Source organism: Carnobacterium maltaromaticum DSM 20342 (genome assembly GCF_000744945.1).
GTDB lineage: Bacteria > Bacillota > Bacilli > Lactobacillales > Carnobacteriaceae > Carnobacterium > Carnobacterium maltaromaticum.
The window spans coordinates 2363848-2379380 of the sequence record NZ_JQMX01000001.1 but is presented as its reverse complement, the minus strand read 5'-3'; the positions used below and the strand labels follow the sequence as shown (position 1 = coordinate 2379380).

13 protein-coding genes are annotated in these 15533 nt (G+C 38.5%); 1 reads left to right on the top strand and 12 read right to left on the bottom strand.

The genetic code is table 11. The annotated features are described in order from the left end of the window. Positions 1-191 precede the first annotated feature (191 nt). Positions 192-1511 (top strand): IS1380-like element IS1678 family transposase, encoded by a 1320-nt coding sequence (locus tag BR77_RS11025; protein WP_015075518.1) that lies wholly within the window; start codon positions 192-194, stop codon positions 1509-1511. Positions 1512-1757: 246 nt separating this feature from the next. On the opposite strand, the gene BR77_RS11020 is transcribed toward BR77_RS11025, so the two are convergent. The 12 genes from BR77_RS11020 to BR77_RS19490 form a co-directional block, all read right to left on the bottom strand. After that, on the bottom strand, positions 1758-2942 hold the full coding sequence (locus BR77_RS11020; protein ID WP_035065007.1) for a choloylglycine hydrolase family protein: 1185 nt from the start codon (positions 2940-2942) through the stop codon (positions 1758-1760). 508 nt (positions 2943-3450) lie between these two features. Then, positions 3451-4716 (bottom strand): threonine ammonia-lyase IlvA, encoded by a 1266-nt coding sequence (gene ilvA / locus BR77_RS11015; RefSeq protein WP_010052247.1) that lies wholly within the window; start codon positions 4714-4716, stop codon positions 3451-3453. An 18-nt stretch (positions 4717-4734) separates the two neighbouring features. After that, positions 4735-5325, bottom strand: a complete 591-nt coding sequence (gene leuD / locus BR77_RS11010; protein ID WP_010052250.1) for a 3-isopropylmalate dehydratase small subunit — start codon at positions 5323-5325, stop codon at positions 4735-4737. Then, on the bottom strand, positions 5312-6700 hold the full coding sequence (leuC, locus tag BR77_RS11005) for a 3-isopropylmalate dehydratase large subunit (protein WP_035065004.1): 1389 nt from the start codon (positions 6698-6700) through the stop codon (positions 5312-5314). Before leuC ends, leuD begins: the two co-directional genes overlap by 14 nt. After that, on the bottom strand, positions 6700-7758 hold the full coding sequence (leuB, locus tag BR77_RS11000) for a 3-isopropylmalate dehydrogenase (protein WP_035065001.1): 1059 nt from the start codon (positions 7756-7758) through the stop codon (positions 6700-6702). The genes leuC and leuB overlap by 1 nt, the downstream gene beginning before the upstream one ends. Positions 7759-7761: 3 nt before the next feature. Beyond that, positions 7762-9288: a 2-isopropylmalate synthase gene (locus BR77_RS10995; RefSeq protein ID WP_035064998.1), complete on the bottom strand. Its 1527-nt coding sequence runs from the start codon at positions 9286-9288 to the stop codon at positions 7762-7764. Positions 9289-9546: 258 nt separating this feature from the next. Next, on the bottom strand, positions 9547-10587 hold the full coding sequence (gene ilvC / locus BR77_RS10990; protein WP_080639170.1) for a ketol-acid reductoisomerase: 1041 nt from the start codon (positions 10585-10587) through the stop codon (positions 9547-9549). Positions 10588-10592: 5 nt separating this feature from the next. Further along, positions 10593-11078 (bottom strand): acetolactate synthase small subunit, encoded by a 486-nt coding sequence (ilvN, locus tag BR77_RS10985; RefSeq protein ID WP_010052256.1) that lies wholly within the window; start codon positions 11076-11078, stop codon positions 10593-10595. Then, positions 11079-12770 (bottom strand): biosynthetic-type acetolactate synthase large subunit, encoded by a 1692-nt coding sequence (gene ilvB, locus BR77_RS10980; RefSeq protein WP_035064995.1) that lies wholly within the window; start codon positions 12768-12770, stop codon positions 11079-11081. 82 nt (positions 12771-12852) lie between these two features. Further along, positions 12853-14544, bottom strand: coding sequence for a dihydroxy-acid dehydratase (gene ilvD / locus BR77_RS10975; protein ID WP_010052260.1), 1692 nt, complete (start codon positions 14542-14544; stop codon positions 12853-12855). Positions 14545-14712: 168 nt separating this feature from the next. Continuing rightward, on the bottom strand, positions 14713-14841 hold the full coding sequence (locus BR77_RS19495; protein ID WP_257613203.1) for a hypothetical protein: 129 nt from the start codon (positions 14839-14841) through the stop codon (positions 14713-14715). 505 nt (positions 14842-15346) lie between these two features. Beyond that, the gene (locus BR77_RS19490; RefSeq protein WP_257613202.1) at positions 15347-15475 is read right to left on the bottom strand and encodes a hypothetical protein; all 129 of its coding nucleotides are present in this window, start codon (positions 15473-15475) and stop codon (positions 15347-15349) included. Positions 15476-15533 lie beyond the last annotated feature (58 nt).

The following is a 15533-nucleotide window of genomic DNA, read 5'->3' as shown; positions in this document are numbered from 1 at the left end:
TTTTTCAGCTTTTTAGTTTATAACAATAATAGTTGTCCTGAATAATTCATACTTTTAATTAAAACCATGTGAAACTGCCTCACGGCAGCTTACAATTACTTTTTCATCTTCACCCGTTAAGTGATGAAAAAAGAACCCCTTTCTGCTATGGTTAAAGTGACTAAACCAACCAAAAGAAAGGAGTTCTTCTAATGACTAGCTTACACAAAAACCAAGTAAAATTCAATTCAAATATCACTATTTCTCATACAGGTGGTCAATTATCGAGTGATTCGGGTCTCGTCCTAGTGAAAGAGCTGATGAACACCTTCGGTTTTTCTGAACTGGCTAAGCAACACATTCACATTGAAGACGAACGAGCATATTTTACTCATGACAACTTATCCATACTTGAGCAGTTCATTATGCAATTAATTGCTGGTTACTCAGCTGATTCTGCAGCTAATCTCCTGAGACAAGATCCTGTGTTTAAAGCTGTTTTAGATAGGAAAGAACTCGCTTCTCAATCTTCACTTTCTCGATTTTTAGATCGACTATCTGAGGAGAATATCCATGAACTTCAAGCTTTGAACCAAGAACTTATTGATAAAGCACGCCTCATCCGTAATGATACGGAATTAATCATTGATTTAGATTCGACCCATTCAGATACATTTGGTCACCAAGAACAAACGGATTATAATACCCACTACCAAACCTATGGTTATCATCCATTGGTAGCTTTTGACGGATTGACTGGTGACTTCTTAAAAGCTGAACTACGTTCAGGAAATCAATATACATCAAAAGGCGTAAAGGAGTTTCTCACACCTTTATTAGAGCACTATAATCACTCTCTACCAAACACTGACATCTTGGTTCGTGGAGACAGCGGGTTCGCTACACCTGGTGTGTATGATTCGTGTGAATCAAAAAAGAGTCATTATGTTATTCGACTGAAGAATAATCGTAGACTAGGTCAAATAGCTGAGAAATCAGTACTTTATGGCGATAATCAAAAGTGGGAAGAACGAGAAGTTCAGTACTTCTCCACCACTTATCAAGCACAATCCTGGTCACAAAGTCGTCGCGTGTGTATACGCTCAACACGTGAAGCGGGCGAACTACTCTTTCGACATGAGTTTATCGTGACGAATCTATCAGAAAATGTTTCTCCTGATACCATCTTTTCTCTCTATGCCAAACGTGGCACAATGGAGAACTTCATTAAAGAAGCGAAAGCTGGCTTTTACTTTGACAAGACAGACAGTCCTCGCTTTTTGGAGAATCATGTCCGAATGATGCTCAGCTTGATAGCTTACAACTTAGTCAACTTCTTAAGAACGATTGGCTTTGAGGAAGTCCAAAAGGGAATGACCATTCATTCTATTCGATTGAAGTTTCTGAAAGTTGCTGGGAAATTAGTCCAAACGGGTAGACGAGTCTATCTCAAATTATCTAGTTATCATGTGTATCAGAATGAATTCTACAGGGTCTTTGCTCGCCTGAGGCGAGCCAGTCAATGGATCTAATCCAACAATCTAACGATTTTTTTACTGGGAAGTTATCCAGGGAGAAGTATGCTCAAAATGCCTTACACCCAAAATTTATTCCTCAATATTTTTGAACAGTGAATGTTTGAAGTAACTTTTTAGTCAAAATCAGTTGATAGGGATATTAGTGATACATATTTCAATAAAATGTACCAAAGAATTAAAGCTATGAATTATTCAGGAGTTGTGTAAACTTATTTAATTTTTATGGCACATCCTAAAACTTTACACATTGTTTTTCAACTGTTTTAGTTGCTCAATTGCTTGATCAATAGTTTGATGTGCATCATTATTCAAGCTACCATTGTTGGCTGATTTTAAGCCTAATGCTAGTTCTTGGCGAAGTATATCTAACGTACTTATTCCTGCTTCACCTTTTTGTCCCATACTAGAAATTTTTTCCTCAGGTGATAGGATTTCTTTATTCAGAATATCGATATCTTCTGTCTTTTTAGTAACAAATACTTTAGGTGAATTTCTTTCAAGTAATTCGTCTGTTAAAGTTATTTGAGAAATACGAGTATTATTGTAATCCGTGTAGTAATACGTTTTACTTTCGTTACACATCATCCCTATATATTGAGAATAGTCTTCTTTGTCGTCATCTGTAACAACGATCCCTTTAGGAATTTGAACAGTTGCTAAAATTCTCACAGCATTTGTAACCGCTTCAATTTCTATACCCGCTTGATCGATATATTCTTTAAAGAAAGCAGCACGAACAAATCTTTCAGGAGGAGTATAGCCACCAGGTAATCCTAGCGTTCCTGTTCCTTGAGAGAAGGCATGTGAAGTATATTTTCCAAATTTTGTAGGTTCATATTGTTTAGGACGGACATTTAAATAATTACTTAGATTATCAATATGCCAGTCTAAAAGAGGAGTATTTGTCATAACACCGACGGGGTTTTCTTTAAGATGAAGCATTTTACCAGTTGGTTCTATCACCATACAATTTCCAGTGGTATCTGTTAAAATCCAGTGCAAAGGGGTCACTGTATCAATAAGCGGGGCGGGTACTTCAAGAAGATTAACTTTAGAAAGTTCTTTTTTTAATTCTGAGATAGATTTGAATTCACCTAAAGCCCAAGTAATAAATTCATGAGGAGCTAAGTTTATTTTTTCGCTATCAAGTTCTTTTTGATAAACTGCTTTTTGAGGTAAATATAGTTCGGCAATAGCTAAACCATGCTCATTTACACCATCAGCAACAAAATAAGAAGTTCCTAGTAAACGGCCTGCTCCCAACATCCCATATTTAGACTGATGTTTTTCTTTATCAGCTTCAGATACCCACTCATTCTTTTTGGGGAGGTATACTACGTCAAAGTCTAATGGAAATGAAAAATCCATCGTTCTAGCCAACAAATGTTTGTTATCTTTGGTTTCTAAAAAAATACTTGTACACATAAAAACACTCCTTTTATCTATTTTTTATTTGTTATTTATTACCTACGCTATAGCACCATTGTATAAACTTTAAAAGTAAAAACACTTACCCTTAATTTAAATACATTTTACAGAAAAATGTAGAAACAAAAGGAATTTCAACTTAATTAAAAAATAACAAACAAAAATAATAACATTCGTGCTCATTCGAAAACAAGTCCTATATATTTCCGTATTAATCGTTATTTAAATCTAAAATTATAAATTAGACGTTATTAATATAGATTCCGACACTCTTTTAAATATAAAGAAAACAGTTATTTATTTTCGAAAAAACTCCATTAGGAACACTATAATTATTGTTTTTGGATTAATTGGTATTGTAGCTAGTTTAGCTTTAAAATTGCTAACACTATTCATATTTTCTCGGAAGTTGTCCCCGTCTTAATAACTTAGTTTACGACAAAAAAACCTAACTTAAATTTTAAGTTAGATTTTTTTTAGGTATAAATTTCAAAATTGCTTTAGATTATACCAACAACGTATACAACATCTGATTATCATTAATCGAGATATATGTTGGATCAAATTGACTTAAACGCTCAATCAAACTAACAGAATCCTCTTTGTATTTTAGTAAAATACCAATAATAACTGGTCCACTATTCCGATTTACTTTTTTAGTATATTCAAACTTCGTAATATCATCATCAGGACCTAAAACATCACTAACAAATTCTTTCAATGCGCCTGGACGTTGTGGAAAGTTGACTAGAAAATACAGCTTCAAGCCTTCAAATAACAACGATCGCTCTTCAATTTCTTGCATGCGATTGATATCATTATTGCCACCACTGATAATACATACAACGGTTTTCCCTTTGATTTCCTCGCGATAAGGTTCCAAAGCAGCCACTGATAATGCGCCAGCTGGTTCCGCCACAATTGCTTGCTTTGTATACATATCTAAAATTGTCGAACAGACCAAACCTTCTTCAACATCAATCACATCATGCACCATCTCCACACAATGCTGATAATTTAAACCACCAACTTTTCCTACGGATGCTCCGTCAACAAACTTATCAATCGTGTCTAAAGAAAGGACTTCACCTGCATCTAAAGACAAAGCCATTGAAGCTGCTCCACTAGGTTCAACACCAATCACTTTTGTTTCTGGACTAACTGCTGTCGTATAACTTAACAAGCCTGAAACTAGACCACCACCGCCGATTGCCGCAAATAAATAATCAGCCTGCGCCTCTTCTCGAGCTAACTCCTCAAATACTTCAACTGCAATCGTCCCCTGTCCAGCAATTGTATCTGGATCTTCAAAAGGATGGATAAAAGCTGAGCCCATTTTTTCCGAAAAGGCTAGCGCTTCTTTTGAACATTCATCAAAAGTGTCTCCAATTAACACAATTTCAACCTTGTCTTTACCAAAAAACTTGACTTGATTTTGCTTTTGTTGAGGCGTTGTTGTCGGCATAAAAATAGTTGCCGAAATACCCAATTTAGCACACGTAAAAGCCACTCCCTGGGCATGATTCCCTGCACTAGCACAAGTAACACCTTGCGCTAATTGCAACTCATTTAACTGTGAAATAGCATAATAGGCACCACGTAACTTAAAGGAGCGGACCCACTGTAAATCCTCACGTTTTAAATACACTGTACACTGATATTTTTCCGATAAGTATAAATCTTTTTCTAAAGGCGTCTCTTTTACGACAGAGCGCAAAACTTCTCGTGCCTTTAGCACATCTTCCTTCGTTACTAACTTATTTTTGCTCACTCTGACACCCTCTAACTCTTAGTTATATTGTTGATCGTATTTATCTTCATAGCCCTGTAACGCGTCCTGATGGCTTCCCAAAGTAATTCCAATATCATCTAAGCCATGAATAAATTTATGTTTCCAAACTTGATCAATGTCAAATGGATAATCGCCAACTGGACTTTTAACAAGCTGATTCGGCAAATCTATCGTTACCCTTTGCTCCGGTGTCAAAGCTGCTAACTTCTCTCGAACATCCTTAGGCAAATGAATGGGCAAAACGCCATTTTTTGTACAGTTCATATAAAAAATATCACTATATCCGCCAGCAATAATTACCCTAAAACGATAATCTAACAAAGCCCACGCCGCGTGTTCCCTTGAAGACCCACAGCCAAAATTCTCGCCAGTAATCAAAATAGTTGCCTCTTGACGCTTAGGATCATTTAATGAAAAATCGGGATTTAAAGAACGATCTGGTAAATAGCGCCATTCATCAAATAAAAACTCACCAAACCCAGTCTTTTCAATTCGTTTCAAAAAGGCCTTAGGAATAATTTGATCCGTATCAATATTATCATTCATCAACGCAACGATTTGCCCTTCGTGAACTTTAATGGCTTCCATAAATTTCTACCTCCTGTCTAATATCAATGAAATGTCCATGGATTGCTGCAGCTGCTGCCATTGCTGGACTAACTAGATGTGTTCTAGCTCCCTTACCTTGGCGCCCTTCAAAGTTTCGATTCGATGTTGATGCGCAATGAACGCCGTCTGGAACTTGGTCTGGATTCATACCCAAACACATAGAACAGCCGGGTTCACGCCATTCAAAACCAGCATCTTTAAAAACTTGATCTAACCCAATTTTTTCAGCAGCCAGCTTAACTTGTCTAGATCCCGGTACAACCATCGCTCGAATGCCCGCTTTGACTTTTTGTCCAGCTACAAAACGAGCCGCTTCTTTCAAGTCTGACAAACGACCATTCGTACAAGAACCGATAAAGACATAACCCAACTCAATTTCACTGGCTTTTTGACCAGGCTCTAATCCCATATAGCGATAAGCACGCTCATGATTCATATTTTCAATGGCTGGAAAATTCTCAGTAAAAGGCACCCCCATTTCTGGATTGGTTCCCCAAGTTACGTAAGGTGCTAATTCAGAGACATCTACTTTAATATCTAAATCATAAAGTGCATCTGGATCACTAGGTAATGTTTTCCAATCTGCTACTGCTTTTTCAAAATTCTTAGGAGCATATGCACGACCACGAATGTACTCAAAGGTTGTTTCATCAGGAGCCATCATACCCATCTTAGCTCCGCCTTCAATCGCCATATTACAAATAGTCATTCGCTCTTCCATCGTCATATTGCGCACTGTTTCGCCATAATACTCCACTGCATAACCGGTTCCAAAAGCCACACCATAAGTAGCAATTAAATGCAAAATAATATCTTTAGAATACACGCCTGGTGGCAGTTCTCCCACAATTTCAATCCCCATTGTTTTTGGTTTTTGTTGCCAAATAGATTGCGTAGCTAATACATGTTCCACCTCACTACTCCCAATTCCAAAGCCAATTGAACCAAAAGCACCGTGAGTCGCCGTATGAGAATCGCCACAAACAATCACTTTCCCCGGTTGAGTTAAGCCTGTTTCAGGACCAACCATATGCACAATCCCTTGATTTTCACTCCCGTTATCGGCTAATGTGATCCCAAATTCAGCACAATTTTTTTGCAAAGCTTCAATTTGCTTCTTCGCAACTAAATCTTGGATATTGAAAATATCCTCTGTTGGGACATTATGATCTAACGTTCCATAAGTTTTATCGGGACGTCTAACGGTTCTGCCTTCTACTCGCAAACCCTCAAAACCTTGAGGAGAGGTCACTTCATGAATCAAATGTAAATCTACGTATAATAATTGCGGTTCACCAACTTCTCCATAAATAACATGACGATCCCACAATTTATCAAACATTGTTTTTCCCATTATCTTCGACCTCCTTCAATTATTTGTTTGCGAACGGCTTCAGTAAATTCAGTCGTTGTCGCTGTTCCACCTAAATCCGTTGTTAGAATTCCTGCCTCCATCACCGTATTACTAGCCACCTCAATCGCTGCTGCTTCTGAAATTAAAGAAAAACTTTCTCTTAACATCATTGCTACAGATAAAATCATGGACATTGGATTGGCACAATTTTTTCCAGCAATATCTGGTGCTGAACCATGAATCGGCTCATAGACAGATGGGCCTTCAATGCCGTGACTGGCTGATGGCAACATACCTAGCGATCCTGTAATAACAGACGCTTCATCACTTAGAATATCGCCAAACAGATTCTCCGTCACAATCACATCAAAAGTTGTCGGTTTTTGAATAATCAGCATCGCAGCGGCATCGACATATAGATGCTCCAAAGTAACGTCAGGGTAATCTTGCGCCACTTCTGCTACAACTTTGCGCCATAATTTGCTTGAAGAAAGGACGTTTGCTTTATCAACAGATGTCACTTTTTTCTTACGTCCTTGTGCAATTTCAAAAGCTTGAACACAAATACGACGAATTTCTTCGCGCGTATAGACTAACGAATCCAACGCTTCCTCATCATTCCAGTGCTTTGGCTCACCAAAATAAATTCCACCAGTCAATTCACGTACCACAACAAAGTCACTGCCACTAACAATTTCCGCCTTTAATGGTGACAGATGTGCAATACTAGTTGGGACTTGAATCGGACGAATATTTGCATAAAGACCCAAGGCTTTACGTAACTGTAATAGACCCATTTCAGGTGTCTTACTAGCTTTTTGCCATTTAGGACCGCCAATTGCACTTAATAAAATAGCTTCAGACTCCTTACAAGCATTTAACGTTTTGTCTGATAATGGATCGCCTTCCGCATCAATCCCAGCACCACCAAACGGGCGCTTCGTCACTTGGAATTGATGCCCAAAGACCTCTTCAATAGCTTTTAAAACACTCAAGCCACTTTCCATAATTTCGGGTCCAATCCCATCTCCAGGTAACGCTGTAATTTTATATTCCATACTTTAGTTCGCTCCTTTTCCCACCTGATCTTTGGCTTTTCCACTCGCTTGAATATAAGCTTTAGCCGATGCGTTTAAAACATCAAAATCAATCCCGATTCCATGAAATGTCCGTCCATTTCCATCTTTAACTGTCGTATGAACTTCCGCCTGAGCATCTTGTCCTTTTGTTACTGCTTGAATTCGGTAATCTGTTAACTCAACACTAGCTTCCATAATCCGGTCAATCGTGTTATAAATCGCCTCAATACTACCTGCGCCTGTCGCTGCATCCTCTAAAGGAGCCGTACCCTTTTCTTCCGCAATACTGACAATCGCACCTTGTAAACCACCTGAAACATATTGCAATTGCAAATGGGTCAACTCGTAGTTTGTATCTTCAGCAACTTGACCTAGCATAATTGCATGAATATCTTCTTCTGTAACTTGTTTCTTAACATCCGCCAAATGTTTAAAGCGTTTAAAAGCAATTTTATTTTCTTCATCGCTAAGATGATAACCCATTTCTTCAACTTTTGTATTAAAGGCATGTCGCCCAGAAAGTTTTCCTAGCGGCAGTGAATTTTTTTCTACGCCTACTAATGCAGGGGTAATAATTTCATACGTATCAGGGTTTTTCAAGACACCATCTTGATGAATACCTGACTCGTGGGCATAGGCATTGGCCCCAATAACCGCTTTGTTTTTAGGAATAGCCATTCCTGACAAACGACTGACTAGATCACTGGTACGTTTTGTTTCAGCCAGCGTAATTCCTGACTCAGCCTGGTAATAATCATGACGAATATGCAAGGCAACTGCGACTTCTTCTAATGAAGTATTTCCAGCACGCTCACCAATCCCATTAACCGTTCCCTCCACACGTCTAGCTCCATTTTCAATTGCTGCCAAAGCATTAGCAACGGACATCCCAAGATCATCATGACAATGAGTTGAGAAAATAACATCATCAAATTGGGCAATATTATCACGAAGATGACGGAATAATGCACCAAACTCTGTCGGATTTGTGTAGCCCACCGTGTCGGGAATATTAATAATTGTCGCCCCTGCATCAATTGCCGTTTGAACCGCTTTTGTTAAGAAATCAATCGGAGTTCGAGTCGCATCCTCTGGTGAAAATTGCACTTTTTCGAATTTCGTTCGAGCATAAGCAACATGATGGGCAATAGATTCCAGAACTTCTTCCTGTGTCATTTTTAATTTATATTCTAAATGGACTGGACTCGTTGCTAGAAAGATATGTACTTGTGGTGAAACAGCCCCTTTTAGAGCTTCATAAGCACAATCAATATCCGCTTCAACGCAGCGAGCTAAACCGCAGACCGTTGCTTTCTTTAACGTATTTGCGATTTTTTGAACAGATTCAAAATCTCCCGTTGAAGAGATTGGGAAACCAGCTTCAATCACATCTACTCCCCAGTTTTCTAACTGTAAGGCGATTTGAATTTTTTCTTTCTGGTTAAAATTAACGCCTGGCGTTTGTTCACCATCTCGCAGTGTTGTATCAAAAAATTGAATGTAACTCATGTGTTCCACCATCATTTCTGTTTATATTTTTATACTGCTATTGTTCGACCTTTGAAAAAAGGCGAAATACATAAAAAACAAAATGTATTTCCCTATTTTTCAGTCAGGCCTATACGAGCTCAGTACGCTTTTAATCCTATCCAGCTCCATGAGCTAGCCCTTAGGAAAAAAGATGAAATCTACGGAAAACTAAGAACATTTTCCTATATTTCCCTATTTTTCGGTCAGGCCTATACGAGCTCAGTACGCTTTTAATCCTTAATTATTCGGTTTTACAAATGGCATCATTTCGCGTAGTCTTGCGCCAACTTCTTCAATTTGATGTCCTTGTTGGCTAGCACGCATTTGTTTAAATTCTTTAAATTCATTTTTATTATCATCAACAAAGGCTTTGGCAAATGCTCCAGTTTGAATGTCTGTTAATACTTCTTTCATTGCCGCTTTAGTATCAGCTGTAATCACGCGTGGACCTGAAACATAATCCCCATATTCAGCCGTATTCGAAATCGAGTGACGCATTTTACCCATTCCACCCTCATACATTAAATCAACAATTAATTTCATTTCATGTAACACTTCAAAGTAAGCAACTTCTGGTTGATATCCTGCTTCTGTTAACGTTTCAAAACCAGCTTGAATCAAACTTGTTACTCCACCACATAAGACAGCTTGCTCACCGAATAAATCCGTTTCTGTCTCTTCTTTAAAGCTAGTTTCTAATACGCCGGCACGAGTAGCACCAATACCTTTTGCATAAGATAATGCTAAATCACGAGCTTTGCCAGTTGCATCTTGGTAAACAGCGAATAAAGCTGGTACTGCTGCTCCTTCAACAAAAGTACGACGAACTAAATGACCAGGACCTTTTGGTGCAACTAAGAAAACATCCACATTTTCGGGTGGAGCAATTACGTCAAAATGGATATTAAAGCCATGAGCGAAAACTAATGAATTGCCAGCTTCTAAATAAGGAGCAATCTCATTCTCATAAATTGTACCTTGCGTTTCATCTGGTAAAAGAACCATGATTACATCACTTTGTTTAGCCGCATCAGCAACAGACAAGACCGTAAACCCATCTTCACGTGCTGCTTCTGCCGATTTACCTTCACGAATACCGATAACAACATCATAGCCATTGTCACGTAAGTTTTGTGAATGGGCATGCCCCTGCGAACCATAACCAACAACTGCAATTTTCTTATCCTTTAAAGCGTCCTCTGTTACTGTATTGTCATAATATACTTTTGTCATGTGTGTGTACCTCCGAATTTTTTTGTTTTTTATATGGTCAATCATTGTTCCTATGTTTTAGGACTTCTCGTGAAGCCAGTCACGCCTGTTCGAGCAATTTGAAGAATCCCATATGGAGAAATCAGATCAATAAACCCCTCCACCTTTTCACTAGTGCCCGTTACTTGAACAACAACACTATCTGTTCCAACATCAATAATCTGGCCTCTAAAAGGTTCCAAAATAGCATTGATTTCCGGCCGAACAGAAAGCGGAGCATCCACTTTAATTAACGCCAACTCTCGTTCCAAATGCGGGCAATCTGTGATATCTTTGACTTTTAAAACATCAATTTGCTTATACAATTGCTTGATAACTTGTTGAGCTTCCTCCTCCGTTTCGATCTCTACAACAATCGTAATTCGCGAAACTTCAGGTTCAATCGTTCGCCCAACAGATATACTGGAAACATTATATTGCCGACGAGAAATCACTCCTGTAAATCGGTTCATAACGCCAGTTGCATCGCGAACTGTAGCGGTAATAACTCTGCGCATTTACTCCACCCCTTCCATTGCATGATTCGGTTGCCCTGATGGAATCATCGGGAGCACTACCTCATCTGGAGAAATATGAACATCAATGACAATGGCGCCTGGTTCATTGAAAGCGGCTGTTAAATCAGCCTTTAATGTAGCTGGATCACTTAATGAAATGGCTTTGACTCCATAAGCTTCTGACAATTTAACAAAATCTGGTTGACTATCGAACTCTGAATGAGAAAAACGGGCTCCATGAAATTTTTGTTGCCACTGATGAACCATTCCCAAAACACCATTGTTCAAAATAACTGTCTTCACATTCAAATTATATTCGTGAATAATCGACAACTCTTGATTGGTCATTTGAAAACCGCCATCACCTACAATACAAACAACGGTCTTATCTGGAAAAGCCAACTGAGCTCCAATTGCTGCTGGGAAACCAAATCCCATCGTGCCTAAACCACCACTTGTGACAATTTGATAGCGATTTTTATAAGGATAATATTGCGCAGTCCACATTTGATGTTGCCCAACGTCTGTTGCGACTAAGGCTTCACCATGAGTAATTTCGCCAATTAGTTCAATGACCTTTTGTGGCTTTATCTCTTCATCAGACTCTTTATATCCAAATGGATACCGTTTTTTACGTGCTTGAGTTAACTCCTGCCACTCACTTGTATCGGCCTTTTCTAGCAAAGGCTGTTGCAACAAGTAATTCAAGATTTCTTTAACATCGCCGGCAATTGGAATATCGGTTTTAATAACTTTTCCAAGCTCAGAAGGATCAATATCGACATGTACGATAAAAGCTTCTGGGGCAAATTCTTTTGGACAACTGGCTAAACGATCATCAAAGCGTGAACCAAAATTAATTAGTAAATCACATTCTGTCAAACTCATATTAGCTGTATAAGAACCATGCATCCCACCCATTCCCGTAAATAATGGATGATGATACGGAAAACTACCCAGTCCCAACAACGTATTTACAATTGGAATTTGATAACGTTCTGAAAATTCTAATAATTCTAAACCGGCTCCTGCATGATTGATACCCGCTCCAGCTAAAATTAATGGTTTTTCAGCTTTAGCTAGCGCAGCCATCACACTTTCAATTTGTTTCATATCAACTGGATAGCTTGTTGTATATCCAGGTAAATCAATAATTGCGGGACTACTTTCTGCTACTTGCATAATCCCAACATCTTTAGGAATATCAATCACAACTGGACCTTTCCGCCCCGTCGTAGCAATATGAAAAGCTTCATTAATAATACGCGGCAATTCTTTAGCATCCCGAACTTGGTAATTGTATTTGGTAATTGGAGTGGTCAGACCAATCATATCTGCTTCTTGAAAAGCATCCTTCCCAATTCCAGGTCTATGTACTTGACCGGTAAATACTACCAAAGGAATTGAGTCACTCATTGCATCCGCAATACCTGTCAATGCATTGGTAGCACCAGGACCGCTAGTTACAACGACAACACCAGGTTTCCCTGTTACTCGAGCATACCCTTCTGCTGCATGAACAGCACCTTGTTCATGACGAGTTAGAATATGCGGAATATCCGAATCATAGAACGCATCATATAAAGGCAAAACTGCTCCACCAGGATATCCAAATATCATCTCAACTTCTTGCTTTTCCAAGGCATCGACTAATAACTGCGCACCAGTTTTCATCTTCGTTTCATTCGTCATATCATCACTCCTTTTTAGAAAATTTACTTCTTCCTGTCCCCTATGCTAGTGATAGGAAGAAGTCCAAACTAATACTCACGATTTAATCTAACAATTCATCTGGAATCTTCAAGACCCCGCCTGTATGCGCAGAAGTTACTAAGGCAGCATAACGAGCCAGATAACCCGTTCTAACCTTCGCTTTAAAGCGTGGCAAATGAGTTCTGCGTTCTTCCAATACCTCATCACTAACATTTACATTGATTGTCCGATTTGGTAAATCAATCGTAATCCGATCACCATCTTGAATTAACGCAATTGGACCTCCTGCTGCTGCTTCTGGAGAAATATGCCCAACCGCAATCCCACGTGTTGCACCTGAGAAGCGCCCATCAGTAATTAACGCTACCTCTTTACCTAAACCTCTTCCTACTATAGAAGAAGTCGGTGCTAACATTTCTGGCATTCCTGGTCCGCCTTTTGGTCCTTCATAACGAATCACAACAACATGTCCCCTTGTCACTCTATGATCGTCAATCGCTGCAACCGCCTCATCATGTGTACTAAAACAAATCGCTTCTCCTTCAAAAACTTTAACAGAAGGATCGACACCACCAACTTTAATAGTCGCACCTTTAGGAGCAATATTACCAAATAACATCGATAGACCCCCAACAGGACTAAAGGCGTTTTCCTTAGGATGGATGACATCTTTATTTAATATTTCTTTGTCTTCATTATTTTCACGTAATGTTTTTCCAGTTACCGTAATCCGGTCTGGATGAATCGCATTCCCAACTTTGATCAACTCATTGATAATCGCCGGTACACCACCAGCTTCATGAACATCATGCATTGAATAAGAAGAAGATGGAGCAATTTTTGATAAATAAGGAACACGAGCTGCAATATCATTGATACGTTCCAACTCATAGTCAATCCCAGCTTCATGCGCCAAGGCCAAGGTATGTAAGACAGTATTTGTCGAACCTCCCATTGCCATGTCTAAAGCAAAAGCATCATCAATCGCATCTTTAGTAATGATATCGCGTGGTTTAATATCGTTCTTCACCAAATCCATTAAATGGAAAGCAGATTGACGAATTAACTCACGACGTTCATCAGAAACTGCTAGAGCTGTACCGTTATACGGAACTGCTAAACCTAAAACTTCCATCAGACAGTTCATCGAGTTTGCCGTAAACATTCCAGCACATGAACCACAAGTCGGACACGCATTGGCTTCCATATCAAGGAATTCTTCTTGAGTCATTTTGCCCTCTTTAAAGGTTCCAACAGCTTCAAACATGGAGGATAACGTTAACGCTTTACCTGTTGCCGAAAGCCCCGCTTTCATTGGACCCCCTGAACAAAAAATGCCTGGAACATTCGTACGCACAGCTGCTAATAGCATGCCTGGCGTGATTTTGTCACAGTTGGGAATATAAAATACGCCATCAAACCAATGAGCATTAATAACGGTTTCAGCTGCATCTGCAATAACTTCACGACTTGGTAAAGAATAACGCATTCCAATATGGCCCATCGCAATGCCATCATCAACCCCAATTGTGTTAAATTCAAAAGGAATTCCGCCAGCTTCACGAATCGCTTCCTTGGCAATGTCAGCTAACTCACGTAAATGTACGTGCCCAGGAACAATATCAATATAAGAATTACAGATTGCAATAAACGGCTTATCCATATCTCCGGAACTTTTTATTTGACCAGTTGCATGTAACAAACTTCTTGCTGGAGCCTGTTCGACTCCTTTTTTTATCGTATCACTTCGCATCTTACTTACCCCATTTCTATATATACACGCATTATTCTTTGCCTAATTTCTTCCAGAAAAAAAGACATCCCAAGGCAATGGGATGTCTAACTGTTTAAAAGTTAGAATCCCGTTTTAAAAATCGAAAACAGGACTCAAACTACTGATATTTCAGTGTTCAAAGCCCTTCTAAATTAATAATAATGTAATGACTGCGTTAAATGTTGTTTGTGTATTTGCTGCTTTCGTATTCATCGTTTTCATAGTCATTACCCCCTTATTTTTTAGTTTGAAGTGAACACTTGTCGTTAATCTCATTTTTTTCTAATTACTTTCTAATCTTTGTGTTAATTAATAATTTAACGTTTTTCCATGGCAATGTCAACCTATTTCATCATAATTATTCCTACCTAAAGTCTAAAATAACAAAGACCAAACCCTTATACAGCCGATAAATAAGATAAAAACCTTATATTGTCAGACTTTTCAAACAATTGATTACCTTTCATTAACAAAAATAAAAACACTAATTTTTCTGAAAAAATTTTGCGTTATCTGTACTCCCAGTGGCTATAAATGATAAAATCGATTGCATTTATCATTAAAAACCCATTTTCAAACCCTGTTCTAATTCATCTCTAAAATCAGCATTAGCCCATGTAAGTGAATCTCAATCAGCCGGTAAAGTAACATACACATCTGATAAAGAAGATTTTATCCATTTTGATTCTGAAGGAACTATTATTGAATCAAATCTACCAAAAAATGAAAACCAAAATAAACGAGCTACTCTTAATTATTCAACTGGAAGGTGGGTTTATTTTTAAAAACTAATAAACTGGGGAAGAAGTAAAGTAGGAGGCAAACCAGTATCTGCTAGAGGCGGATTGAATTCTTGGTCATTTGCTTCAGCTACTGGACCACGAAAAGCCACTTTTGAAGCTTGGTACAAACCTAATGGATCTTATTAAAAATAATAGTATAGTATGTAGTTGATACTTAATTAGTCA

Coding starts and splice junctions, on each gene's coding strand:
- BR77_RS11025 (WP_015075518.1), top strand. CDS start 192: ATGACTAGCTTACACAAAAACCAAGTAAAATTCAATTCAAATATCACT.
- BR77_RS11020 (WP_035065007.1), bottom strand. CDS start 2,942: ATGTGTACAAGTATTTTTTTAGAAACCAAAGATAACAAACATTTGTTG.
- leuD (WP_010052250.1), bottom strand. CDS start 5,325: ATGGAAGCCATTAAAGTTCACGAAGGGCAAATCGTTGCGTTGATGAAT.
- leuC (WP_035065004.1), bottom strand. CDS start 6,700: ATGGGAAAAACAATGTTTGATAAATTGTGGGATCGTCATGTTATTTAT.
- leuB (WP_035065001.1), bottom strand. CDS start 7,758: ATGGAATATAAAATTACAGCGTTACCTGGAGATGGGATTGGACCCGAA.
- BR77_RS10995 (WP_035064998.1), bottom strand. CDS start 9,288: ATGAGTTACATTCAATTTTTTGATACAACACTGCGAGATGGTGAACAA.
- ilvC (WP_080639170.1), bottom strand. CDS start 10,587: ATGATTGACCATATAAAAAACAAAAAAATTCGGAGGTACACACACATG.
- ilvN (WP_010052256.1), bottom strand. CDS start 11,078: ATGCGCAGAGTTATTACCGCTACAGTTCGCGATGCAACTGGCGTTATG.
- ilvB (WP_035064995.1), bottom strand. CDS start 12,770: ATGACGAATGAAACGAAGATGAAAACTGGTGCGCAGTTATTAGTCGAT.
- ilvD (WP_010052260.1), bottom strand. CDS start 14,544: ATGCGAAGTGATACGATAAAAAAAGGAGTCGAACAGGCTCCAGCAAGA.
- BR77_RS19495 (WP_257613203.1), bottom strand. CDS start 14,841: ATGAGATTAACGACAAGTGTTCACTTCAAACTAAAAAATAAGGGGGTA.